Here is a 25,379-nt window from a genome sequence, read left to right on the forward strand (position 1 = left end):
TCCCGGGAGCCGCTGCATGCTGTTACGCCGCCTTGCCTTTGCCTGCCTGTCTTTATCCGCCGCCTCAGCCGTAGCCGCCGCGCCGGCCAGCCACTACCCGCTGACCGTGCAGAACTGCGGCCACAGCGTGCGCATCGACGCCCCACCACAACGGGCGGTCAGCCTGGGCCAGGCCAGCACTGAATTGCTGCTGTCCCTGGGCCTGGGCCCGCGCATGGTCGGCACCGGCGTGTGGTTCGGGCCGCTGCCGCCGTCGCTGGCGGCCGCCGGCGCCAAGGTGCCGCGCCTGGCCGACAACGCCCCCAGCTTCGAGGCCGTGGCCAAGACCGCGCCGGACATCGTCGTGGCGCAGTACACCTACCACATCGGCCCCCAGGGCGAGGTGGCGACGCCCGAGCAGTTGCTGAAGCTGGGTATCCCCTCCTACGTGTCGCCCAGCGACTGCGACGGCAAGGGCGTGACCGCCACCTCCAACGCCGATGGCAGCCGCAGCCAGCTGTATTCCCTGGCCCTGGTGGACAAGGAAATCAGCGAACTGGCGACCATCTTCGACGTGCCCGCCGCCGGCCAGGCCCTCAGCGCACACCTGCATGCACGCGTGGCGGCCGCCGTGAAACTGGCCAACGCCACCGCGCACCCACCGCTGTCGGTGCTGTACTGGTTCTCCAGCACGCGCCTGGAAGGCGACCCGTGGGTGGCCGGCAAGCACGGTGCGCCGGGCTATATCTCCCAGGTGCTGGGCCTGCGCAACGTCATCGACAGCGATGAGGAATGGCCCGGGGTGAGCTGGGAGAGCATTGCCGCCCGTGACCCCGACGTGATCGTGCTGGCGCGCATGCAGCGCCGCCTCTACCCCGCCGACGACGTCGAGAAGAAGCTGGCCTTCCTGCGCAACGACCCGGTGACCCGCGAACTCAAGGCGGTGCGCAACGGCCGCCTGATCGTGGTCGACGCCAACACCCTGAACCCGTCCATGGGCGTGGTCGACGCCATCGAACAGATCGCCAAGGGCCTGGCCGACACGGGCAAGGCGCCTTGATGCGACTGGAAAGTTCCGGCCTCCGCCGTTGGGCGCTGGCTCTGCTGGCGCTACTCAGCCTGGGCCTGTCGATTGCCCTGGCGGTGTCCCTGGGTGAGCTGGACATTCCCCTGGCCGTGACCCTCAAGGCGCTGCTCAACGGCCTGGGGCTGGGTGCCTATGAGGTGCCGCGGATCCAGCAGGGCATCATCTGGGAATACCGCCTGAGCCGCGCGCTGGTGGCCGCCTGCTGCGGCGCTGGCCTGTCGCTGTGCGGCGCGGTGTTGCAGGCGCTGCTGCGCAACGCCCTGGCCGATCCGTACGTGCTGGGCATCAGCGCCGGCGCCTCCACCGGCGCGGTGCTGGTGATGCTGCTGGGCCTGGGCGGCGGCTTGATCGGCATATCCCTGGGGGCTTTCCTCGGCGCCGCGCTGGCGTTCGGCCTGGTGGTGCTGCTGGCCACCGGCATCCGCGGCGGCCCGGCCCAGGTGATACTGGCCGGCGTGGCCGGCGCGCAGCTGTTCAACGCCCTGACCGCCTGGATCGTCTCCACCTCGGCCAACGCCGAACAGGCGCGCAGCGTGATGTTCTGGCTGCTGGGCAGCCTGGGCGGCGTGCGCTGGGCGGACGTCGGCTTGGCCGCTGCGGTGGTGGGCGCCGGCCTGCTGGTGTGCCTGTACTGCGCGCGCACCCTGGATGCCTTCGTTTTCGGCGACGACGCCGCCGCCAGCCTCGGCGTGCCGGTGGCGGGCCTGCGCTGGTTGCTGTTCGGAGTGACGGCGCTGATCACCGCCACCCTGGTGAGCATCGTCGGCGCCGTGGGTTTCGTCGGCCTGGTGGTGCCGCACATCGCCCGCCTGCTGGTAGGCCCGCGGCACGTGCGGCTGCTGCTGGCCTGCGTGCTGATCGGCGCCAACTTCATGGTGCTGGCCGACATCGCCTCACGGTTGATCGTGCCCGGCCAGGTGCTGCCCATTGGCGTGGTCACCGCCCTGGTCGGCGCGCCGGTGTTCGCCGCCCTGCTCTACCGCAACCGGGCGGCGCCATGAGCCTGCGCGCCGACAACGTCGGCTGGAGCGTCGACGGCCAGGTGATCATCGACGGCATCAGCCTGGATCTGCCCGCCCAGGGCACCCTGGGCCTGATTGGCCCCAACGGCTCCGGCAAATCGACCCTGCTGCGCCTGCTGGCCGGCCTGCGCACGCCCAGCCAGGGCAGCGTCAGCCTCGACGGCCGCCCACTGGCGCAATGGCCGCGCAAGGCCGTGGCCCGGCGCGTGGCGCTGGTGGAACAGCACGCCGGCACCGAGGTGGACATTCGCGTGCAGGACATCGTGCGCCTGGGCCGCACCCCGCACCGCGGCGCGTTGTCGGCCTGGACCCAGGAAGACCAGGCCATCGTCGAGCAGGCCCTGGCGCGCACCGGCCTGGGCGCCCTGCGGCTGCGCAGCTGGCACAGCCTGTCGGGGGGCGAACGCCAGCGCACGCAGATCGCCCGTGCCCTGGCCCAGGGCCCCAGCGAACTGCTGCTGGACGAGCCCACCAATCACCTGGATATCCAACACCAGCTGCAGCTGCTACAACTGATTCAGGGCCTGCCGGTGACCTGCGTGATGGCCCTGCATGACCTGAACCTGGCCGCGATGTTCTGCGACCGCCTGGTGCTGCTGCAACAGGGCCGGGTGGTGGCCAGCGGCAGCCCGGAACAGGTCCTCACCGCCGAGCGGGTCGCCCAGGTCTACGGCGTGCGCTGCGTGGTCAGCCCCTCCGCCCACCATGGCCGCCCGCACATTCAATACCTGCCCTGAGGCATGGCCCATGAAAACCGTCCTGGTCATCGGCATCGGTGCCGGCAACCCTGACCACCTGACCTTGCAGGCGCTGAAGGCGCTGAACCGCGTCGACGTGTTCCTGCTGTTCGACAAGGGCCCGGCCAAGCACGGGCTCAACGACCTGCGCCGTGACCTGTGCACGCGCCTGGCCACCGAGCGGCCCTGGCGCATGGTGGAAGCCGACAACCCGCCGCGCGGGCCTGACGGCGACAGCTATGCGGGTGCGGTGCAGCAGCTCAACGACGACAAGCAGCGGCTGATCGAACGGCTAATCGCCGATGAAGTCGCCGATGGCCAGTGCGCGGGCATCCTGGTGTGGGGCGACCCGGCCCTGTACGACAGCACCCTGCGGATTTTGCAGGCGATCCTGGCCGCCGGCCGTGAGGTGTTCGAGTACCAGGTGATACCCGGCATCACCGCCGTGCAGGCGCTGGCCGCAGCCCATCGGGTGCCGCTGAACGAGATCGGTGGCTCGGTGCGCATCAGCCCGGGGCGGCAGCTGAGCGATGCATTGGGTGCCGGTGACAGCCAGGTGGTGATGCTGGACGCCCATCAGGCCTTCAACCGCTTGCGTGGCCAGGGGTTGTATATCTGGTGGGGCGCCTACGTGGGCAGCGCCGATGAGATCCTGATTGCCGGGCCACTGGACCAGGTGGCCGACCAGATCGAGCACGTGCGCGACCAGGCACGGCTGCGCCACGGCTGGATCATGGACACCTACCTGCTGAAGCGCACCCTCCCGTAGCAGCTGCCGCAGGCGGCGTCCAGGGCGGTGCGGTATTCCAGGAAGACCGTGGCGCTGGGGGACGCGGCCTGCGGCCGCTGCTACGGGGCGGTACAGGCGAGGCGGTATTGCGGCCGGGAAATGAAAAAGGCCGCTTGCGCGGCCTTTTTCAGGTGGGCATCACGGCTTAGTAGCGCGTGATATCCGCCTTGGTTTCCAGCGCCTTGCGGTAGGCCGCGAAGTCCTGCTGGCCAGCACGCGAGGCCAGGAAGCGGCGGTATTGCGCTTTCTCGGCATCGCTGGCGGCAGCAGCTTCGTTGACACCGTTCAGGCGGACCAGCACGTAGCTGCCATCGGACAGGCTGACGCTGTCGTAGACCGGCTTGTCCTTGCCCACGGGCTTGGTCATGCGGAATACGTCTTGCAGCACGGTCGGATCGATACCTTCCTGGCTACGCGACACGGCTTCCTGGGTTTTCCAGGCCTGGCCTTCCTGCGTCGCCGCCAATGGGACCTTGCCGTCGCGCAGGCCGGCCACCAGGGCATCGACCTTGGCCTTGACCTGCTCGCTGGCCTTGACCTGCGCCAGGTGCTTGCGGATCGCGTCGGACACAGCTTCCAGCGGCAGTTGCGCCGGCTTGCGGTGTTCACGCACGTGCACCACCACGGTGGTCTCCGGGTCCAGCTCGATGGCCGAGCTGTTGGCGCCTTCGTCCATCACTTCCGGGCTGAACGCGGCTTGCACCACGGCACGGTTGGCGGTCACACCTTCGCTGCCACCTTCGCGGCCAAACGGCGCGGAGGTCTGGACCTTCAGGCCCAGGTCAGCGGCTGGCTGCACCAGGTCGGAGGCTTCGTACGAGGAGTCTTCCAGTTTCTTGGCAGCGTCCACGTACATCTGCTCGACCTGGGCGGTCTTGGCGTCACGGGTCAGCTTGTCTTTCAGGCTGGCGAAGGTAGGCGCCTGAGGAGCCTCCACACCCAACAGCTTGATCAGGTGCCAGCCGAACTGGCTGCGCACCGGCGCCGATACCTGGTCCTTGTTCAACGCGTACAGCGCCGTCTCGAAGGCCGGGTCGTAGACGCCCTTGCCGGCGTAGCCCAGGTCACCGCCATTGTTGGCCGAACCCGGGTCTTGGGAGAATTCCTTGGCCAGCTTGGCGAAGTCTTCACCCTTGGCCAGGCGCGCCTGGATCTCTTCGATCTTGGCCTTGGCCTGGGCGTCGGTGGTCTTGGCGTTGACCTCGATCAGGATGTGCGCGGCACGACGCTGCTCGGTGAGCGCGGCGGTCTGGGCCTTGTAGGCGGCCTGCAGGTCTTCGTCCTTGACGGTGACCTTGTCGAAGAACGACGACTTCTTCAGCTCGATGTAGTCAATCACCACCTGGTCGGGGCTCATGAACTCCTTGGCGTGCTCGTCATAGTGCTTCTTCACTTCATCGTCGGTGACCTTGATGGCCGACGGGTCAGCCTTGAAGGTCAGCGAGGCGAAATCGCGCGTCTGCTTTTCCAGGCGGGCGAAGGCCTGCACCTGGGCGTCGGTGACGAAGCTGCTGCCGGCGACACCGGCGCGCAGTTGGCCGACCAGCATTTCCTGGGCCATCATCTGGCGGAATTGCAGGCGCGAGTAGCCCATCTGGCGGATCACGGCATCGAAGCGATCGGCGCTGAACTTGCCGTCCACCTGGAATTCAGGCGTTTGCAGGATCAGTTGGTCCAGCTCGGCTTCCGAGAAGCTGAACTTGGCATCGGTAGCGCCCTGGATCAGCAGCTTGCGGTCGATCAGGCCCTTGAGGGCCGCTTCACGCAGCATCTTCTCGTCGAGCATGGAGGCGTCGAAATCCTTGCCCAGCTGTTGCATCAGCTGGCGGCGTTGCAACTCGACCGCCTGGGCCAGCTCGCTCTGGGTGATGGCGTCGCCATTGACCTTGGCCGCGTCGGCGGTGTGGCTGGTGGCTTTGAAAATGGCATCGAAGCCAGTCAGTGCCATCAAGGCAACGATGACACCGATGATGGTCTTGGCAATCCAGCCTTGTGAATTGTCCCTGATATTCTGCAGCATGCGTCCCCCAGAAACGGTTGTACTGATTAAGCAACCGCGGAGAGTGGGTAGAATCCGGATAGAAGAAAGGCGCATCCGAGGATGCGCCTTCTCGTAACAGGCGGAGCAAGCGCCGGCGCCGTGCGTCGGCTTGAGACCAGCTCAATGGCTGCTCCGCTTCCAGGTCGGAAATTTTTCCCGCCCCGGTCGGGCAAAGGCGTGAAAGGCTTAGTTTACCGCTTCTTTCAGTGCTTTGCCGGCTTTGAAGCCAGGCTTCTTGGCAGCAGCGATTTCCAGGGTCTTGCCAGTCTGTGGGTTACGGCCAACGCGAGCTGGGCGGTCAGTCACAGAGAAAGTACCGAAACCTACCAGTACCACGGAGTCGCCAGCCTTCAGAGCGCCAGTGACGGATTCGATAACTGCGTCCAGCGCGCGGCCAGCTACAGCTTTCGGGATATCAGCAGATGCGGCGATAGCATCAATCAGTTCCGACTTGTTCACTCTTAAGTCCCCTTATATCTATATGAGTTTGTTTCTAAGTATGTGGTAAAGCTAAAACTGTGCCGGGAGGCTGCTGACACCGGTAAGTGCCGCTTTATAACAAGGGCCTGAAAAAGCTGTCAAGGAAGGCCCCCCGGCCGAAATACGTGCTAGTGCGTGCTGATTCTTTCCTTGGAATCCGTGTCGCGTTTCTCGTCCTTCGCGACTATCTCCGGAGCCACATCGGGCAAGGGCTCCGGGGCGTATTGCAGCGCAATCTGGAGCACTTCGTCAATCCATTTAACCGGTTTAATCTGAAGATCCTGCTTAATATTGTCAGGAATTTCCTTCAAATCACGCACGTTCTCTTCGGGAATGATCACAGTCTTGATCCCACCACGGTGGGCAGCCAGCAATTTCTCCTTCAAGCCACCGATTGCGAGCACTTGGCCACGCAGGGTGATCTCGCCGGTCATGGCCACGTCGGCACGCACTGGAATCTGCGTCAGGGCCGAGACCAGGGCGGTGCACATACCGACACCGGCACTTGGACCATCCTTGGGCGTGGCACCTTCAGGCATGTGGATGTGGGTGTCGCGCTTCTCGTGGAAGTCCAGGGGAATGCCCAGGCTCTTGGCACGGCTGCGCACCACGGTCAGCGCGGCAGTGATGGATTCGACCATCACGTCACCCAGCGAACCGGTCTTGATCAGCTGGCCCTTGCCCGGTACCACGGCGGCTTCGATGGTCAGCAGTTCGCCGCCCACCTGGGTCCACGCCAGGCCAGTCACCTGGCCGATCTGGTCCTGCTGCTCGGCCAGGCCGTAGCGGAACTTGCGCACGCCCAGGAAGTGCTCGAGCGAGTCGGAGGTCACTTTCACCGAGAAATGCTTGTCGCGGGCGTGTTCCTTGACCACCTTGCGGCAGACCTTGGCGATCTGGCGCTCCAGGCCACGCACACCGGCTTCGCGGGTGTAGTAGCGGATGATGTCGCGGATGGCCGCCACTTCCAGCTCCAGCTCACCCTTCTTCAGGCCGTTGGCGGTGATCTGCTTGGGCGACAGGTACTTGGTGGCGATGTTGATCTTCTCGTCCTCGGTGTAACCCGGCAGGCGGATCACTTCCATCCGGTCCAGCAGCGCTGGCGGGATGTTCATGGAGTTCGAGGTGCAGAGGAACATCACGTCCGAGAGGTCGTAGTCGACTTCCAGGTAGTGGTCGTTGAAGTTGTGGTTCTGCTCGGGGTCGAGCACTTCCAGCAGCGCCGACGCCGGGTCGCCACGCATGTCGCTGCCCATCTTGTCGATTTCGTCCAGCAGGAACAGCGGGTTGCGCACCCCTACCTTGGTCATCTTCTGGATCAGGCGGCCAGGCATGGAGCCGATGTAGGTGCGGCGGTGGCCACGAATCTCGGCTTCGTCACGCACGCCACCCAGGGCCATGCGCACGAACTTGCGGTTGGTGGCATGGGCGATGGACTCGGCCAGCGAGGTCTTGCCCACGCCAGGCGGGCCTACCAGGCACAGCACCGGGCCACGAATCTTCTTCACGCGCTTCTGCACGGCGAGGTACTCAAGGATGCGCTCCTTGACCTCTTCCAGGCCGTAGTGGTCGGCGTCGAGAATGTCCTCGGCGCGCGCCAGGTCCAGGCGCACCTTGCTCTGGGCCTTCCACGGCACTTGCACCAGCCAGTCGATGTAGGAACGCACCACGGTGGCCTCGGCCGACATCGGCGACATCTGCTTGAGCTTGTTCAGCTCGGCAGTGGCCTTGGCCAGGGCATCCTTGGGCAGGCCGGCGGCGTCGATGCGCTTTTTCAGCTCTTCGACTTCGTTGTGGCCTTCGTCGCTGTCGCCGAGCTCTTTCTGAATGGCCTTCATCTGCTCATTCAGGTAGTACTCGCGCTGGCTGCGCTCCATTTGTTTCTTCACGCGGCCGCGAATGCGCTTCTCGACCTGCAGCAGGTCGATTTCGGCGTCCAGCAGGGCCAGCACGTGTTCGACCCGGGCGGACAGGTCGATGATCTCGAGGATTTCCTGCTTCTGCTCGATCTTCAGCGCCATGTGCGCGGCCATGGTGTCTACCAGGCGGCCAGGCTCATCGATACTGTTCAGCGAGGACAGGACTTCGGCAGGGACTTTCTTGCCCAGCTGCACGTATTGCTCGAACTGGGCCAGCAGGCTGCGCACGAACACTTCGGACTCGCGGTCCGGGGCATCGACTTCGTCGATCAGCTGCACTTCGGCGCGGCAATGGCCGTCAACTTCCATGAAACTTTCGACGGTGCCGCGCTGCTCGCCCTCGACCAGCACCTTGACGGTGCCATCAGGCAGCTTGAGCAGTTGCAGCACGGTAGCAACGGTACCCACGCGATACAGGGCGTCTTCGCCTGGATCATCGTCGGCAGGATTCTTCTGGGCCAGCAGCAGGATCTGCTTTTCACCCGTCATCGCGGCCTCGAGGGCTTCGATGGATTTCTCGCGCCCCACGAACAGCGGGATCACCATGTGCGGATACACGACGACATCACGCAATGGCAGGAGAGGCAATTCGATGGTGGTCTTCATGATTTCGCCTCTACAGCGGCCCTAGGGCCGTAGACAGTGGAATTGAGCTTGTAGTCAATGTGGGGGCAGCCCCCAAAAAAAACAAGCGCTGCGGGGCAGGAAAAGCAAAGGGGCCCGAAGGCCCCTTCCTGTTTCAAGCCGCAGTACGACTTATGCGTCTGGCGCAGCCTTGGCCGGCGTCTCACTGTTTTCGTAGATTAACAGTGGCTTGGACTTTCCTTCGATGACGCTTTCGTCGATCACCACTTTGCTGACGTCTGTCTGCGAAGGGATCTCGTACATGGTGTCCAGCAGCACGCCTTCCAGGATGGAACGCAGGCCACGGGCACCGGTCTTGCGCTCCAGCGCACGATGGGCCACGGATTTCAGCGCGTCGGCACGGAATTCCAGGTCCACGCCTTCCATCTCGAACAGCTTGGCGTATTGCTTGGTGAGGGCGTTCTTGGGCTCGGTCAGGATCTGCACCAGGGCAGCCTCATCGAGCTCGTCCAAGGTGGCCAGCACCGGCAAACGACCCACGAATTCCGGGATCAGGCCGAACTTGACCAGGTCGTCAGGCTCGACTTCACGCAGGGACTCGCCCACTTTCTTGCCTTCCTGCTTGCTGCGCACTTCGGCGTTGAAACCGATGCCGCCAGCCGTGGAACGGTTCTGGATGACCTTTTCCAGGCCCGAGAACGCACCACCGCAGATGAACAGGATGTTACGGGTGTCTACCTGCAGGAACTCCTGCTGAGGGTGCTTGCGACCGCCTTGTGGCGGTACCGAGGCAACGGTGCCCTCGATCAGCTTCAACAGTGCCTGCTGCACGCCCTCGCCCGACACGTCGCGGGTGATGGACGGGTTGTCGGATTTGCGCGAGATCTTGTCGATTTCGTCGATGTAGACAATGCCCATCTGGGCCTTCTCGACATCGTAGTCGCATTTCTGCAACAGCTTTTGAATAATGTTCTCAACGTCTTCACCGACATAACCCGCTTCGGTCAGCGTGGTGGCGTCGGCGATGGTGAAGGGTACGTTGAGCAGGCGCGCCAGGGTTTCAGCCAGCAGCGTCTTGCCCGAACCGGTCGGGCCGATGAGCAGGATGTTGCTCTTGCCCAGCTCGACGTCGTCACCCTTCTTGTCACGTTGATTGAGGCGCTTGTAGTGGTTGTACACCGCTACCGCCAAAACCTTTTTAGCGCGTTCCTGACCAATCACGTACTGATCAAGGATGCCGCTGATTTCTTTGGGCGAAGGCAATTTATGCGCGTTGCTCTCGGCCTGGGCTTCTTGCACCTCCTCGCGGATGATGTCGTTGCACAGGTCGACGCACTCGTCGCAGATAAAGACCGAGGGGCCGGCAATCAATTTGCGCACTTCATGCTGGCTTTTGCCACAGAAGGAGCAATAGAGCAATTTGCCGTTGTCCTCGCCGTTGCGGGTGTCAGTCATTCGATCGATCCAAATCCGATAGGCTTGCAACACAAGATGAAGGCAATCGCGGGGTTTTTCAAGTCCACAGGTGGCTGGTTGTGCCAACCACCTGGCATTTGCTCCGCTTAGGCAGGCATCTGACGCTTGTTGATCACGGAGTCGACCAGGCCGTACTCGGCCGCGCGGTCGGCGCTCATGAAGTTGTCACGATTGGTGTCCTGCTCGATCTGCTCGAGGGTCTGGCCGGTGTGGAACGCCAGCAGCTCGTTCAGGCGGTGACGGATCGAGAGGATTTCGCGGGCGTGAATGTCGATGTCCGACGCCTGGCCCTGGAAACCGCCCAGTGGCTGGTGAATCATCACACGCGAGTTCGGCAGGCAGTAACGCTTGCCCTTGGCACCACCGGCCAGCAGGAAGGCGCCCATGCTGCAGGCCTGGCCGATGCAGGTGGTGGACACGTCCGGCTTGATGAACTGCATGGTGTCGTAGATCGACATGCCCGCAGTGACCGAGCCGCCAGGGCTGTTGATGTAGAGATGGATATCCTTGTCCGGGTTCTCGGCTTCGAGGAACAGCAATTGCGCGCACACCAGGTTGGCCATGTAGTCTTCTACCGGGCCAATCAGGAAGATCACTCGCTCTTTCAACAGGCGCGAGTAGATATCGTAGGCGCGTTCGCCACGAGCCGATTGCTCGACAACCATCGGGACCAGGCCGCCAGCGGCCTGGATGTCAGAACTGTGCTGAATATAAGAATTGCGGGACATGTCTCGCACTCACTCCCAAATAGTCAAGTCTTGAATACGCATAAGCCAGCGCGAAGGCTGGCTTATGGTGGTGTTCCAACGCTGGAAGGAATCAGTCGGCTTGTGGTGCTTCGGCCGGCTTGACTGCTTCTTCGTAGGAGACCGCTTTGTCGGTCACACTAGCTTTCTGCAGAACAGTATCCACAACTTGCTCTTCCAGCACAACCGAACGGACTTCGTTCAGTTGCTGGTCGTTCTTGTAGTACCACGCCACGACCTGCTCTGGCTCCTGGTAGGCCGAGGCCATTTCCTGGATCATTTCACGTACGCGGGCTTCGTCCGGCTTCAGCTCGTTGGCCTTGACCACTTCGGCGACGATCAGGCCCAGTACCACGCGGCGCTTGGCTTGTTCTTCGAACAGCTCGGCCGGCAGTTGATCAGGCTTGATGTTGCCACCGAACTGCTGAACGGCTTGAACGCGCAGGCGGTTCACTTCGTTTTCCAGCAGGGCCTTTGGCACCTCGATCGGGTTGGCAGCCAGCAGGCCGTCCATGACCTGGTTCTTCACCTTGGTCTTGATCGCCTGGCGCAGTTCGCGCTCCATGTTCTTGCGAACTTCGGTGCGGAAGCCTTCCAGACCGGTTTCCTTGATGCCGAACTGATTGAAGAAGGCTTCGTTCAGTTCAGGCAGGGTCGGTGCGGCAACGCTGTTGACGGTAACGGTGAACTCGGCGGCCTTGCCGGCCAGGTCCAGGTTCTGGTAGTCCTCTGGGAAGGTCAGGGTCAGCACGCGCTCTTCACCCGCCTTGGCGCCCACCAGGCCTTCTTCGAAGCCTGGAATCATGCGGCCGGAACCCAGCACCAGCTGGGTGCCCTGGGCCGAACCACCGGCGAAGGCTTCGCCGTCGATCTTGCCGACGAAATCGATGTTCAGCTGGTCTTCGTTTGCAGCGGCACGGTCGGCAGCTTCAAAGCGAACGTTCTGCTTGCGCAGCACTTCCAGCATTTTGTCCAGGTCGGCATCAGCCACTTCGGCGCTCAGGCGCTCGACGTTGATGGACTCGAAACCTGCGACAGCGAACTCTGGGAATACTTCGAAAGTAGCGATGTATTCCAGGTCCTTGCCCTTTTCGAACACTTTAGGTTCTACAGCCGGGGCACCGGCTGGATTCAGCTTCTGCTCAACCACGGCTTCGTAGAAAGTCGCCTGGATCAGGTCGCCCAGGGCTTCCTGACGTGCGGAATCTTCGTAGCGCTGACGAATCACGCTCATCGGCACTTTGCCAGGACGGAAGCCTGGAACCTTAGCGCGACGGGCAGTCTGTTGCAGACGCTTGTTGACTTCGGTCTCGATGCGCTCGGCAGGCACGCCGATGGTCATGCGGCGCTCGAGAGCGGAAGTGTTTTCAACAGAAACTTGCATGGATTTTCCTCGTTGCACAGACGTTAGCCGGCCATTTCCGACCCCAATCAAGGGCATGCATTCTAGAGGGTCGAACACAAGAAGTCACCCTGTGCAAGACAGCTTGAAACAAGGAATGGAAAAACCGCCGCAAAAGCCCGCCTGCAAAGGGCTTGGCAGGGCCATGGACGGTGTTTTCAGCGCCCTCGGCCATGCGACCGACGGCATTTCCACGAACACCACGCACTGATATCGCGCACGCGGATCTTTGCAAAATATTTACGTTCGTAGACAAACAGTTACAAAATTTCGATGTCTGATACATCAGAACGGGCGCATTACCCCCGACATCAGGAGACAACCGTGTTCAACAAACTCACCAAACTTACCGTGGCAGCCCTGGCAGCCGTCGCCATCCTCAGCACTTCCGGGTGCATCATCTTCCCGGACCACGGCCATGGCGGTGGCGGCTACCACCGCGGCTGGTATCGTTGATCGTTGATCGTTGAATGAATGAAAAAGCCCGCCTTTCGATGGAAGGCGGGCTTTTTTGTGGCTGGTGAAAAGTCCTGCCGCCCATTGACCCAAAGCGGGCAGACAAGGCCAGCGACGCCTCTCCACCAGGCCATGGCACGTTGCCACGAATGTAGCAGCTGCCGCCAGGCTGCGTCGCGCCGCGCGGGCGGCGCTCGATCCCAACAGCAACTAAACAACATCGGCGAGCATCCGGTGAGCGCGACGCAATCCCCAGCGGGGACCTTCAGCCCCCTCCCCGCCACAGCCGGGGTGAAATCGCGCCATGCCTCAAAGGGGCAGGCCCTGATTCTTCTACCGCTCTTGAGATCGAGCGCCGCCCACGCGGCGCGACGCCGCCTTGCGGCAGCTGCTACATCCTGTGGGAGCTGGCTTGCCAGCGAGCTGTTGGGGCCATAAAAGCTCGCTGGCAAGCCAGCTCCCACAAGACAGTTGCTGCCACAGTTTTTGCGCTGCACCATGGCCTGACGGCGTGAGACGAAGGATCAAGTCACACTTAATCTCACGCAAACAAAAAAGGCGCCTGATTCGCATCAGGCGCCTTTTTCACGAAATATGGGGTGGACGATGGGGATCGAACCCACGACAACAGGAGTCACAATCCTGTGCTCTACCAACTGAGCTACGCCCACCATAAAACGGTGTTGCAGTGCCCCACTACAAACGGGGCGATACAGCTTGAATGGTGCGGACGAAGAGACTCGAACTCTTACAGCTTGCGCCGCTGGAACCTAAATCCAGTGTGTCTACCAATTTCACCACGTCCGCATGTGAAGCTTTTAAAGCAAAGGCGCCAGACTTTCATCAGGCGCCTTTCGAAATATGGGGTGGACGATGGGGATCGAACCCACGACAACAGGAGTCACAATCCTGTGCTCTACCAACTGAGCTACGCCCACCATATTGCGCTACTTGTGCCAAAGCTGCCTAATGGCGCACCCGGCAGGACTCGAACCTGCGACCATCCGCTTAGAAGGCGGATGCTCTATCCAGCTGAGCTACGGGCGCTTATTTAATCTGCATTCTGTGACGACTACAAATTTTAAGCTTCAGTCCTGCGGAGTTAAATACTCAACTCTGCCTGACCTTCTTCACCAGTGCTAGGCTCTGCCCGACAAGTGCGACGAATGTTATAGACGGTCGGTAGGGTCGTCAATCTTTTTCTGCAAAAAATTCATTTTATTTAAGGGCTTAGCGGAATCGTCGGACCAAGCGCCTTTGCCCATCGCGCCCGGCGTGCGAGAATGCGCACACATTTTCTTCCCTCTCGATGGTTAACCACGCGACATGACTGCACAACTAATCGACGGCAAGGCGATCGCCGCCAGCCTGCGCCAGCAGATCGCCCAACGGGTCACCGAGCGCCGCCAGCAAGGCCTGCGCACCCCGGGCCTGGCCGTGATCCTGGTCGGCAGCGATCCTGCCTCCCAGGTATATGTCTCGCACAAGCGTAAAGACTGTGAAGAGGTCGGCTTCCTGTCCCAGGCGTTCGACCTGCCTGCACAGACCACCCAGCTGGAACTGGAAAGCCTGATCGACCGCCTCAACGACGATGCCGACATCGACGGCATCCTGTTGCAACTGCCGCTGCCCGAGCACCTGGACGCGTCCAAGCTGCTGGAGCGCATTCGCCCCGACAAGGACGTGGACGGTTTCCACCCCTACAACGTCGGCCGCCTGGCCCAGCGCATTCCGCTGCTGCGCCCGTGCACCCCGAAAGGCATCATGACCCTGCTGGAAAGCACCGGCCAGGACCTGTACGGCATGAACGCGGTCGTGGTTGGCGCGTCCAACATCGTTGGCCGCCCCATGGCCATGGAGCTGCTGCTGGCCGGCTGCACCGTCACCGTCACCCACCGCTTCACCAAGGACCTGGCCGGCCACGTCGGCCGTGCCGACCTGGTGGTGGTGGCCGCCGGCAAGCCTGGCCTGGTCAAGGGTGAGTGGATCAAGGAAGGCGCCATCGTCATCGACGTTGGCATCAACCGCCAGGAAGACGGCAAGCTGGTTGGCGACGTGGTGTACGACACCGCCCTGCCCCGCGCCGGCTGGATCACCCCGGTGCCGGGCGGCGTGGGCCCCATGACCCGCGCCTGCCTGCTGGAAAACACCCTGTATGCCTGCGAAACGCTGCATGCCTGAGTGATTGCCCTGCCATGAAAAAACGCCGCACGCCGTCACCGGGTGCGGCGTTTTTTTATACCTGCGCCACCCATAACTATTGAGCACCCTTGCCCCGGCAAGGAAAAACACAATGCCGCCCTTTGAACCAGCCAAAGGGCCATGACCATGCTGCGCGACACCCCATCGACGTTCGATATCCGCACCACCCCTCACTACGAACTGCTCAAGCGGCAATTGCCAGGCTGGATGGAGAAGGTCCATCCGGACCTCCACGCCGCCATCAAGAGCAAGCCCCTGCCGCCCATGACCTGGTACGAAAAGGCCCTGCGGGAGATGCCGGACGTGGTGGCGCAATTCCAGCAGGCGCACAGGCTGCACCGCCACGACAGCGAGCAGGTCAACGCCATCATGGCGCGCATTCCATCCCCCGAGGCCTTCGCCCGCCCCCTGCTGGAGCAGGCGATCAAGCGACGCTTCGATGAAGACATCGATAGCACCCAGACCTTCCTGTTCAACGCCCAACGCGTGGTCGTGCCGCCGACCTACGAGTTCGGCCACGAAGCCGACGTCGACCTCGCGACCTTCAATGCCGACCGCAAGGCACGTCGCGAACAGGCCATGCACGCGGCGACCTCCACGCTGTTGCAGGCCGCCATGCAGAACTTCGAAGCCAAGGACGCCGAGCGCCACGGCATGGACAACGGCGACCTCAAGGCCGACATCTACATGGCTTTCAGCATCGACAACCTCACCATCAGCGGCACGCCGGTGGGCATTCCCGCCCACGCCTTCGCCCAGCTGTGCCGCGAACTGGACCTGGGCCAGCGCTACCAGGAGCGCATCCAGGTGGCGCTGAACTGGACCTATCGTCCGGGCGACGCCCCCGACAGCGCACTGGCCAACAGCACGGCGCAGATGAAGCTGTTCGAGCGCTCATCGCTGCTGCTGCAGACCCACATCGCCTACATGAAGGGGGACATCGACCCGGCCACCCACGAGGACATGATCAAGGTCGCGCACAACAAGAGTTCCAGCCGCTGCCATTCCCTGCGGCTGTTCAAGACCGTGCTCAAGGGCATCATCCTGGTCCGGGAGCGCAGCACCCTGCCAGACCAGCCGGTGCGCGTGACCGCCTACCTACCGGACGACCCGTTCACCCCGCTGAAAACCTACCCCTCGGTCCCGGCGTTCGTCAGCGCCCTGCGCGCCAACCTGTTCAAGCCTGGCTACCTGCAGTTTCTCGCCCGCTTCGTACCGGCCCGCGAGCGCGCCACGCTGTTTCACCAACTGGACACGGCGCTGCACCCCAAGGCCTGGGACAACGCCAACCAACGCTGGGTCGCGGGCAGCGACCCTGATGCCGACATCAAGGCCAGGGCCACGGCGTTCGAGGACTTCCTGCTAGAGGAACTGGTGCGGCACAAGGTCAACACCCTCAAGGATGACGCCCTGTTTCACCTGGTCACCACCGAAGCCGAGGACCGCAAGAGCCAGCAAGAGCACGCCGACTACCTCAAGGGCAGATTCTTCATGGCCCTGAACGTGGCCGCGTTCTTCGTACCCGGCCTTGGCGAAGCGCTACTGGTGATGACCGCCGTTGAGCTGTGCTGGAACACCATTGAAGGCTTCGAGAGCCTGCTGGAAGGCGACAAGGAAGCCGCCATTGGCCACTTCCTGGGCGTGGCGGAAAACGTCGCCATGTTGGCCGCCTTCGCCGGCGCGGGCTACATCGCCAGCCAATACGTGTTGCCCAAAGTCATCGGCACGCTAAAGCAGATCCCCCTGCCCAACGGCGTCACACGGCTGTGGAAGCCTGACATCGCACCTTACCAGCACGAGGTCGAACTGCCAGCCTCGGCAAGGCCTGACAACCAGGGCCTGTACAACCATGAGGGCAAGCAATGGCTCAAGCGCGACGACGGCGTCTATTGCGTCAAGGCCCCGGAGGATGGCCTGCCCTACCGGCTGGCGCACCCTGGCAAGGCAGGCGGCTATGAGCCGCCGCTGCGCACCAACGGCAAGGGCAGCTGGATCAGCGAGGCCGACACGCCACACACCTGGCAGGGGCCGGACCTGTTCCGCAAGCTGGGGCCCGTAACCGACGGCATTTCCGACACCACGGCCGGGCGCATCATGCGCGTCAGCGACACCCACGAAGCGACGCTGCGCCTGTGCCTGGCCGAGGCTGAACAGCCGCCAGCGCTGCTGGAGGACACCCTGCAACGCTTCAAGCTCGACCAGGACCTGGACACCGTCATCACCCAGCTCGAAGCCCAGCAGCCACCGGCCGATCCGCAGTTGCTGCTGCAGCTGCTGGCTGAACATCCTCGCTGGCCAACAGACAAGGCCTTGCGCCTGGAAAGCCCGGATGGCAGGGTAATCCGCCAGTTCACAGCTGCCCGCGACACCACCATCCTTGTTCACGACAATGAGCTCGACGCGCTGCAGGTGGTGCTCGACAGCTTGCACCCCGACGAGGTCCATGCACTGCTGGGCACTGAGCCTGGCCCCTACGCCAGGCTCATCCTGCGCCAGCAGCTGCTGGAAAACGCCACAACGCGGCGCACCGAACTGTTCAACCGCCGCTACCAGGCCACCCAGGCCACGACCGACCCACTGGCCGCGCTGATAAGGGCCCGGTTCCCCGACCTGCCGGTCTCCGTCGCCGAGGAACTGGCCGCCCATGCCAACCCGGCCGAGCAAGCGCTGATGCGCGATGCCAGCGTGCCACCACGCCTGGCCGACGAGGCCCGTGCCTACCAGGCCAAGCTGCGAGTGAACAGGGCGTATGAAGGGGTATACCTGGACTCGATCAACACTGCGGACAGCACCCTGCTGCAACAGCACACCGCAGCGTCGCTGCCGGGCTGGTCGGCCGCCCAGCCGGCGCCGATCGGCGTGGTGCGTGAGGCGTCCTTGCCACCAAGGCGCAAGGTGCAGGAGCTGCTGCAGATGGCCCCCGACAAGCCCGGCGCCAAGTCGCCCATGGAGCTGGCCGATGGCCGCGCCGGCATGCCCGTGAGCGAAACGCCGCGCATCATCCTTGAAGAATCGCTGCTGGACAAACTACGCCTGCTGGAACTGGAAGCCGCGCTGGATACCGACGCCCAGGGCATCCTTGACCGGCTCTACGCCCAGGGGCTGGACCGGGCAGCCATCGACCAGCGGCTCAACCAACTGTTCGGCGAGCAACGCCAGCTGCAGGCGCACCTCGACCAATGGACACTGGATTCCGCCAGCCAGCACCTTTCCCCGGCACGCCAGCTCAGCCGCCAGCGCATCGGTGAGGCGCTGCAGCAATTCTGGCGCGCCAGCAGCCTGCCGCACGCCACCCCGGCGGGCCACGCCCTGCGTCTTGAGGCGGTGTACCTCGACGATTTTCCCCCTGACCTGCCAACCTTCATCCGCGACCGCGTGCAACACCTCGATCTGCTTAGCGTCCGCCCGGTTGAACGGCGCCCGTCCCTGGCCCTGCTGGACGCGATCCAGCGCGACCGCGACACCGTAGAAGGATTTTTCGCCCAGTTCGAGCATGTCACCGCCGTGAGCATCAACGAAGGCGGCGCCCTGGGCCCCTACAGCCTGTTCAGCGACTGGACGACGCTGATCGCCTCACGCTACCCGCGACTGACCGAACTGCGCCTGGTGAACCTGCGCCTGCCGATTGGCAGCACGCGCCTGCGGGAGATCCGCAGCCTTGCCCAGCTCCGGCACCTGGACCTGAGCGGCAACCGCTTCTACGAGCCACTGGATTTTTCCAACCTGAACCTGGACTACCTCGGCCTGGACTCCCTGAGCGATGAATGGAGCGAGTTCCAGCCCGACCTGTTCAGCCCGGCGCTGCTCGATCACGCCAGCGAGGTGTCCCTGCGCGGCAACCGCTTGCTGGCCCTGCCCGACCACCTGCTGGAGAACCCTACCGGCACTGGCCGCAGCACCCGCCTGGTGCTGACCGACAACCGCCTGAACCGCGAAACCATGCGCACGGCCATCGAAAGCGAACAGCCCGACGGTCGATATACGTTTGAAACCGACCTACCGCGCGCCAGCGTCGAGGCCAGCATCAGCCAGCAACGGGCTTTGCAGCGCGCTGTTACCGACTGGCGCGACGCCTCCAGCTCATCTGCGCCGCCCAGCGAGGCGACCCTGGCCACGCGCCACTCGGTGGGCCACGCCATTACCCAGTTCTGGCGCATCCTCATCGCCGAAAATGCCGCGCCGGTGCTGGAATTGAACGGCGCGGCCGCGGCGCAATTCCCCCACACGCTGCCAGACTTTTTCTACCGAGAAGTGCTGGACCTGCAGCTTAACGAGCCTACGACCAGCCCCACCGAGCTGAACCGGCTACTGCGGGCCTTCCCGCAACTGGAACGGCTGACCATCGATGGCGCGCCCACGCCCCTGCCCGGCTTGCCGGCGGCACTGCTGGAGCTGCCGTCCCTGCGCAGCCTGCACCTGGTCGACCAGGGCCTGGTGATAGACCAGGCCGCCATGGACTTCTTCGCCGGCATTTCCGAGCTACAGCACCTGAGCCTCGACGGCAACACCCTGGGCACCATCAGCGAGGTGTCGGCGCTACGCAATCGCAATCTCGACCTGCTGAGCCTGGAACGCATGGGCATCACCGCCTGGCCGCACTGGTTGGACAGCCTCATCCCGGACTATCTGGGGCGCGTCAACCTGTGCGACAACGGCTTGATCGAACTGCCCGAGTACCTGTTGGAAAACCATCGCCGCGACACCGGCCACGCCACCATCGAGCTACGTGGCAACCCACTGGGCCACGAGACCATGCGTCGCGCCCATGTGTCGGAGTCGTACTCTCGCCCCTTCGCCTTCGACATGGACCTGCCCGACGACATCGCCGAGCTGACTCAGAGCGAGTCCCACAGCTCGGACGGCCCCACGTCCAGCGCTTCGCAACATTCGCTGCACAGCCCGGGCCTGTCCACCGAAGTCGACGCGCCCTCCGCCGAACCCTGGCTGCACGACGCGCTCGACCAGGAGGCGTCACTGCGCCAGATCTGGGACGGCGTACAGGGCGACTCCGCTGCGACCTACCTGCTGAACCTGATCAACCGCCTGCGCCAGACTGCCGACTACCGTAGCACCAGGACCCGGCCCGAACTGGTGCGGCGCGTGTGGACCGTGCTGGAGCAGGCGGCCGAAGACCATGAACTGCGCCTGCTGCTCAACGGCATGGCCGAAGAGCCCCTGCAACTGCTGGCCGTCCATGGCACTTGCCCGGACGGCATTCGCTTGGCGTTCAACCAGATGGAGGTGCAGGTGTTCACCCGCCAGGCCACACGCACCATCACCGGCGAGGGCCGCGGCCCGCAGTTGCAAAACCTGGTGCGACGGCTTTTCCGCCTGAACGCCCTCGATGACCTGGCGGTGCGCAACGCCGGCGCCCGCGACGAAGCCGAGGTGCGCCTGGCCTACCGCTTGCACCTCGCCCAGGAAATGGACCTGCCGATTCCGCCGTCGCGCATGCTGTATGAGGGCTCGGCCGACCTACGCCCGGGCGAATTGAACCTGGCCCGCAGTGAAGTGGGCCGTGGCGAGCAGGGCCAGCCGTTCCTGGACTTTGCCGCCGACCAATCGTTCTGGACTGATTACCTGCGCGAAACCCAAGCCGAGCGCTTCCAGGGCTTGCGCAACGACTACGAGGCGCAGGTGCTGGCGCTCACCGACCGCTACCCGGACGAGACCATGGAGCAGATCGGCGAGCGCATCAGGAAGCTCGACCAGCGGCTGCTGGCCAACGAACGCAAGCTGGTCATGCAGCTCACCAACCAGCAGGACAATCCATAACCTGAACACAAAAAAACCGGCCAATTGGCCGGTTTTTTTTCTACAGCATGCCGCTTAGTCGGCCAGGCGCCAGGTGGTGCCGCCCTTGCCGTCTTCCAGCACCACGCCCATGGCGGTCAGCTGGTCGCGGATGCGGTCCGACTCGGCCCAGTCCTTGCCGGCACGCGCCGCCAGGCGCGCGGCGATCAGCGCGTCGACTTCAGCGGCGTCAACCTTGCCTTCGGCACCAGCACGCAGGAAGTCATCGGCTTCCAGCTGCAGCACGCCCAGCAGGCTGCCCAGCTCGCGCAGGCGCGCGGCCAGGCCGGCGGCGGCGTCGAGGTCGCTGTCGCGCAGGCGGTTGATCTCGCGCACCAGGTCGAACAGGACCGCGCAGGCTTCCGGGGTGGCGAAGTCGTCGTTCATGGCGTCGGTGAAACGCGTCACGTACTCTTCGCCACCGGCGGCGGCCACGCTCGGCAGGCCCTTGAGCGCATGGTAGAAGCGCTCCAGCGCGCCCTTGGACTCCTTCAGGCTCTCTTCCGAGTAGTTGATGGAGCTGCGGTAGTGGCTGGACACCAGCAGGTAGCGCACCACCTCCGGGTGGTACTTGGCCAGCACATCGCGAATGGTGAAGTAGTTGCCCAGGGACTTGGACATCTTCTCGCCATTGATGCGGATCATGCCGCAGTGCATCCAGGCGTTGGCGTACTGCTGGCCGGTGGCGGCCTCGCTCTGGGCGATCTCGTTCTCGTGGTGCGGGAACTCCAGGTCGTTGCCACCGCCGTGGATGTCGAAGGTGTCGCCCAGGCAGCAGGTCGACATCACCGAGCACTCGATGTGCCAGCCCGGACGGCCCGGGCCCCATGGCGACTCCCAGCTTGGCTCGCCCGGCTTCACGCCTTTCCACAGCACGAAGTCCAGCGGGTCCTGCTTGGCCTCGTCGACTTCGATGCGGGCACCGATGCGCAAGTCTTCGATCTTCTTGCGCGACAGCTTGCCGTAACCCACGAACTTGCCGACGCGGTAGTACACGTCGCCGTTGCCCGGGGCGTAGGCGAAGCCCTTGTCGATCAGGGTCTGGATCATGGCGTGCATGCCGGCGATATGGTCGGTGGCACGCGGCTCCAGGTCCGGCTTGAGGATGTTCAGGCGCGCCTCGTCCTCGTGCATCGCGGCGATCATGCGTTCGGTGAGGGCGTCGAAGCTTTCGCCGTTTTCCCGCGCGCGGTTGATGATCTTGTCGTCGATGTCGGTGATGTTGCGCACGTACGTCAGGTCGTAGCCGCTATGGCGCAGCCAACGGGTCACCAGGTCGAAGGCGATCATGCTGCGGCCATGGCCAATGTGGCAGAAGTCGTACACGGTCATGCCGCACACGTACATCCGCACCTTGTTGCCGTCCAGCGGCTTGAAGACTTCCTTGCTCTTGGTGAGCGTGTTGTAGATCGATAGCACGATGATTCCTTAGCTGCCCCACGAGTCGCGCAGGGTGACAGTACGGTTGAATACCGGACGACCAGGCTGGGTGTCTTTCAGGTCGGCGCAGAAGTAGCCTTCGCGCTCGAACTGGAAGCGGTCTTCCGGCTGTGCGTGGGCCAGCGATGGCTCCGCGCGGCAACCAGTCAGCACTTGCAGCGAATCAGGGTTGATGTTGTCCAGGAAGCTTGCGCCCTCCTCGGCCTTTTCCGGGCTCGGGGAGCGGAACAGGCGATCGTACAGGCGTACTTCGCATTCGACGCTGGCGGCGGCCGGCACCCAGTGGATCACGCCCTTGACCTTGCGGCCCTCGGGGTTCTTGCCCAGGGTGTCGGGGTCGTAGCTGCACAGCAGTTCGACGATGTTGCCGTCGGCGTCCTTGATGGCTTCGTCGGCGCGGATCACGTAGCTGCCGCGCAGGCGCACTTCACCGGCTGGCTCCAGGCGCTTGTAGCCCTTGGGCGGCTCTTCCATGAAGTCGTCGCGGTCGATGTAGATCTCGCGGGCGAACGGCAGCACGCGCATGCCCATGTCTTCTTTCGGGTGGCGTGGCAGCTCCAGGGTTTCTTCCTGGCCTTCCGGGTAGTTGGTGATGGTGACCTTCAGCGGGCGCAGCACGCACATGGCGCGCGGGGCGTTGCGGTCCAGGTCGTCACGGATGCTGAATTCCAGCATGTTCATGTCCACCACGCCGTCGGAACGGTTGGTGCCGATCATTTCGCAGAAGTTGCGAATCGACGCGGCGGTGTAGCCACGACGGCGGAAGCCCGACAGGGTGGACATGCGCGGGTCGTCCCAGCCATGCACGTGCTGCTCGTCGACCAGTTGCTTGAGCTTGCGCTTGCTGGTCACGGTGTAGCTCAGGTTCAGGCGGCTGAACTCGTACTGGCGCGGGTGGCTGGGCACCGGCAGATTGTCCAGGAACCAGTCGTACAGCGGGCGATGGCCTTCGAACTCCAGGGTGCAGATGGAGTGGGTGATGCCTTCGATGGCGTCGGACTGGCCATGGGTGAAGTCATAGTTGGGGTAGATGCACCACGTGTCACCGGTCTGGTGGTGGTGGGCATGGCGAATGCGGTACAGGATCGGGTCGCGCAGGTTCATGTTCGGCGAGGCCATGTCGATCTTGGCGCGCAGCACGCGCTCGCCGTCCTTGAACTCGCCGGCCTTCATGCGCGCGAACAGGTCCAGGTTCTCTTCCACCGCACGCTCGCGGAACGGGCTGTTCTTGCCTGGCTCGGTCAGGCTGCCGCGGTATTCGCGGGCCTGCTCGGGGGTCAGATCGCAGACGTAGGCCTTGCCGGCCTTGATCAGCTCGACGGCCCAGTCATGCAGCTGGTCGAAATACTGCGAGGCGTAGCGCACTTCGCCGGCCCAGTCGAAGCCCAGCCATTTCACGTCGCGCTCGATGGCGTCGATGTATTCCTGGTCTTCCTTGGCCGGGTTGGTGTCGTCGAAGCGCAGGTGGCAGACGCCGCCCAGTTCCTTGGCCAGGCCAAAGTTCACGCAGATCGACTTGGCGTGGCCAATGTGCAGGTAGCCGTTGGGCTCCGGCGGGAAGCGGGTGACGATGCTGGCGTGCTTGCCCGAGTCCAGGTCGGCCTGCAGGATCGGCCGCAGGAAATTGGTGGGAACTACCGGCGCGCCTTTGGCGTTTGCGGCATTGGGAGCGTTATCGGCGGTGGGCTTGCTCATAGGATCCTTGAAAACGTACCTGTGGCCATGGGTAGGCCGACTAAATCAAAGCGCTTATCATAGCCGAAGCTGTCAAGTCGCTGACAGGCCAGTCTGCCGGGTTTCGCCGGCCGTCTGCGAAAAAACAGCCTCGAAATGCGTATCGCGACCTGTAAACTGCGCGTCAGGGTTATAAACGACCCGCCAAATTCTCTAAAGAAGAGCGAATCCTGAAATGTCCAAAGTAAAACTGACTACCAACTTCGGCGACATCGTGCTGCAGCTGAACGCTGAAAAAGCCCCGAAAACCGTGGCCAACTTCATCGAGTACGTCAACGCTGGCCACTACGCCAACACCGTATTCCACCGTGTCATCAGCAACTTCATGATCCAGGGCGGCGGTTTCGAGCCAGGCATGAAGGAAAAGAAAGACAAGCGCCCAAGCATCCAGAACGAAGCCAACAACGGCCTCTCCAACACCAAGTACACCGTTGCCATGGCCCGCACCATGGAGCCGCATTCGGCTTCGGCGCAGTTCTTCATCAACGTCGCCGACAACACCTTCCTGAACCACAGCGCACCGACCGTGCAAGGCTGGGGCTACGCCGTGTTCGGTGAAGTGATCGAAGGCAACGACGTGGTCGACAAGATCAAGGGCGTGGCCACTGGCTCCAAGTCGGGCCACCAGGACGTACCGGTAGAAGACGTGGTCATCGAGAAAGCCGAGATCATTGAGTGATTCTGCTGATCTCCGATCTGCACCTGCAGGAAGAACGCCCGGACATTACCCGGGCGTTCCTGGAGTTTCTCGCCGGGCGCGCGCGCTCGGCGAGCGCTCTTTATATCTTGGGGGACTTTTTCGAAGCCTGGATTGGCGACGATGGCATGAGCCCCTACCAGCATTCGATCGGCGAGGCCCTGCGCGCACTCAGCGACAGCGGCACGAAGATCTTCCTGATGCACGGCAACCGCGATTTCCTGATTGGCAAGCGCTTCTGCAAGGCGGCCGGCGCCACGCTGCTGACAGACCCCAGCGTGGTCGATTTCTACGGTGAGCCGGTACTGCTGATGCACGGCGACAGCCTGTGCACCCGCGACGAAGCCTACATGAAAATGCGCCGTATCCTGCGCAACCCGCTGACGCTGTTCATCCTGCGCCACCTGCCCCTGCGCACCCGCCACAAGCTGGCGCGCAAGCTGCGCAGCGAAAGCCGCGCGCAGACGCGCATGAAGGCCAACGACATCGTCGACGTGACGCCTGAAGAGGTGCCACGGATCATGGCGCAGTACAAGGTCAACACCCTGATCCACGGCCACACCCACCGCCCGGCCATCCACAAGCTGCACGTGGGCGATGCGCCCGCGCGGCGGATTGTGCTGGGGGATTGGGACAAGGATGGCTGGGCGTTGCAGGTGGATGAACAGGGCATGTCGCTGGCGGCATTCCCTTTCTAGGTTCTGTATGAACGGTGTGGGAGCTGGCTTGCCAGCGAGCTTTTCGGGCCTCAAAAGCTCGCTGGCAAGCCAGCTCCCACAGTATTTCACGCAAG

At 63.4% G+C, this 25,379-nt stretch carries 17 protein-coding genes and 4 tRNA genes; 9 read left to right on the plus strand and 12 right to left on the minus strand.

Annotation, left to right across the window (positions count from 1 at the left end):
* Positions 1-16: 16 nt before the first annotated feature.
* Genes RAM80_RS08490 through cobF form a run of 4 tightly spaced genes read left to right on the plus strand, consistent with a single transcriptional unit; the run spans position 17 to position 3,594 of the window.
* Entirely contained in the window at positions 17-1,039 is a 1,023-nt protein-coding gene (locus tag RAM80_RS08490; RefSeq protein WP_416425813.1) for an ABC transporter substrate-binding protein, read from the plus strand.
* Positions 1,039-2,067, plus strand: coding sequence for a FecCD family ABC transporter permease (locus RAM80_RS08495; protein ID WP_416425815.1), 1,029 nt, complete (start codon positions 1,039-1,041; stop codon positions 2,065-2,067). Before RAM80_RS08490 ends, RAM80_RS08495 begins: the two co-directional genes overlap by 1 nt.
* Positions 2,064-2,825: an ABC transporter ATP-binding protein gene (locus RAM80_RS08500; RefSeq protein ID WP_416425816.1), complete on the plus strand. Its 762-nt coding sequence runs from the start codon at positions 2,064-2,066 to the stop codon at positions 2,823-2,825. Before RAM80_RS08495 ends, RAM80_RS08500 begins: the two co-directional genes overlap by 4 nt.
* Before the next feature lie 10 nt (positions 2,826-2,835).
* On the plus strand, positions 2,836-3,594 hold the full coding sequence (cobF, locus tag RAM80_RS08505) for a precorrin-6A synthase (deacetylating) (protein ID WP_416425818.1): 759 nt from the start codon (positions 2,836-2,838) through the stop codon (positions 3,592-3,594).
* A 166-nt stretch (positions 3,595-3,760) separates the two neighbouring features.
* Here cobF and RAM80_RS08510 read toward each other — a convergent pair whose 3' ends face one another.
* The 6 genes from RAM80_RS08510 to tig form a co-directional block, all read right to left on the minus strand.
* Complete coding sequence (locus tag RAM80_RS08510) at positions 3,761-5,635, minus strand: SurA N-terminal domain-containing protein (RefSeq protein WP_416425820.1); 1,875 nt, start codon at positions 5,633-5,635, stop codon at positions 3,761-3,763.
* A 207-nt stretch (positions 5,636-5,842) separates the two neighbouring features.
* Positions 5,843-6,115, minus strand: a complete 273-nt coding sequence (locus RAM80_RS08515; RefSeq protein WP_166359462.1) for an HU family DNA-binding protein — start codon at positions 6,113-6,115, stop codon at positions 5,843-5,845.
* A 149-nt stretch (positions 6,116-6,264) separates the two neighbouring features.
* Positions 6,265-8,661: an endopeptidase La gene (lon, locus tag RAM80_RS08520; RefSeq protein WP_416425823.1), complete on the minus strand. Its 2,397-nt coding sequence runs from the start codon at positions 8,659-8,661 to the stop codon at positions 6,265-6,267.
* Positions 8,662-8,811: 150 nt separating this feature from the next.
* Positions 8,812-10,095, minus strand: a complete 1,284-nt coding sequence (clpX, locus tag RAM80_RS08525) for an ATP-dependent Clp protease ATP-binding subunit ClpX (RefSeq protein WP_416425824.1) — start codon at positions 10,093-10,095, stop codon at positions 8,812-8,814.
* A gap of 107 nt (positions 10,096-10,202) precedes the next feature.
* Positions 10,203-10,844, minus strand: coding sequence for an ATP-dependent Clp endopeptidase proteolytic subunit ClpP (clpP, locus tag RAM80_RS08530; protein ID WP_416425826.1), 642 nt, complete (start codon positions 10,842-10,844; stop codon positions 10,203-10,205).
* Positions 10,845-10,935: 91 nt separating this feature from the next.
* On the minus strand, positions 10,936-12,246 hold the full coding sequence (gene tig, locus RAM80_RS08535; RefSeq protein ID WP_416425828.1) for a trigger factor: 1,311 nt from the start codon (positions 12,244-12,246) through the stop codon (positions 10,936-10,938).
* Positions 12,247-12,588: 342 nt separating this feature from the next.
* Here tig and RAM80_RS08540 point away from each other — a divergent pair, with 342 nt between their 5' ends.
* On the plus strand, positions 12,589-12,720 hold the full coding sequence (locus RAM80_RS08540) for a hypothetical protein (protein ID WP_416425829.1): 132 nt from the start codon (positions 12,589-12,591) through the stop codon (positions 12,718-12,720).
* A 595-nt stretch (positions 12,721-13,315) separates the two neighbouring features.
* Here the strand turns inward: RAM80_RS08540 and RAM80_RS08545 are convergent.
* From RAM80_RS08545 to RAM80_RS08560, 4 genes are all read right to left on the minus strand, one after another.
* Positions 13,316-13,391: transfer RNA gene (locus tag RAM80_RS08545), tRNA-His, on the minus strand.
* A gap of 51 nt (positions 13,392-13,442) precedes the next feature.
* Positions 13,443-13,527 (minus strand) — tRNA-Leu (locus RAM80_RS08550).
* A gap of 55 nt (positions 13,528-13,582) precedes the next feature.
* Positions 13,583-13,658 (minus strand) — tRNA-His (locus RAM80_RS08555).
* 32 nt (positions 13,659-13,690) lie between these two features.
* Positions 13,691-13,767 (minus strand) — tRNA-Arg (locus RAM80_RS08560).
* A gap of 279 nt (positions 13,768-14,046) precedes the next feature.
* On the opposite strand from RAM80_RS08560, the gene folD reads away from it, so the two are divergent.
* Positions 14,047-14,901, plus strand: a complete 855-nt coding sequence (gene folD, locus RAM80_RS08565; protein WP_416425830.1) for a bifunctional methylenetetrahydrofolate dehydrogenase/methenyltetrahydrofolate cyclohydrolase FolD — start codon at positions 14,047-14,049, stop codon at positions 14,899-14,901.
* 147 nt (positions 14,902-15,048) lie between these two features.
* Positions 15,049-20,697, plus strand: a complete 5,649-nt coding sequence (locus RAM80_RS08570; RefSeq protein ID WP_416425832.1) for an NEL-type E3 ubiquitin ligase domain-containing protein — start codon at positions 15,049-15,051, stop codon at positions 20,695-20,697.
* 54 nt (positions 20,698-20,751) lie between these two features.
* On the opposite strand, the gene cysS is transcribed toward RAM80_RS08570, so the two are convergent.
* Together cysS and RAM80_RS08580 are read right to left on the minus strand one after the other, a co-directional pair.
* Entirely contained in the window at positions 20,752-22,134 is a 1,383-nt protein-coding gene (gene cysS / locus RAM80_RS08575) for a cysteine--tRNA ligase (RefSeq protein WP_416425834.1), read from the minus strand.
* 9 nt (positions 22,135-22,143) lie between these two features.
* Complete coding sequence (locus RAM80_RS08580) at positions 22,144-23,850, minus strand: glutamine--tRNA ligase/YqeY domain fusion protein (RefSeq protein ID WP_416425835.1); 1,707 nt, start codon at positions 23,848-23,850, stop codon at positions 22,144-22,146.
* Positions 23,851-24,064: 214 nt separating this feature from the next.
* Here RAM80_RS08580 and RAM80_RS08585 point away from each other — a divergent pair, with 214 nt between their 5' ends.
* Positions 24,065-24,568 (plus strand): peptidylprolyl isomerase, encoded by a 504-nt coding sequence (locus RAM80_RS08585; RefSeq protein ID WP_416425836.1) that lies wholly within the window; start codon positions 24,065-24,067, stop codon positions 24,566-24,568.
* Positions 24,565-25,284 carry a UDP-2,3-diacylglucosamine diphosphatase gene (gene lpxH, locus RAM80_RS08590; protein WP_416425837.1) on the plus strand — a complete coding sequence of 240 codons (720 nt, stop codon included), beginning with the start codon at positions 24,565-24,567 and terminating at the stop codon, positions 25,282-25,284. Before RAM80_RS08585 ends, lpxH begins: the two co-directional genes overlap by 4 nt.
* Positions 25,285-25,379: the final 95 nt, after the last annotated feature.

Source organism: Pseudomonas sp. App30, from assembly GCF_047947025.1.
In the GTDB taxonomy this organism is placed as follows: Bacteria; Pseudomonadota; Gammaproteobacteria; order Pseudomonadales; family Pseudomonadaceae; genus Aquipseudomonas.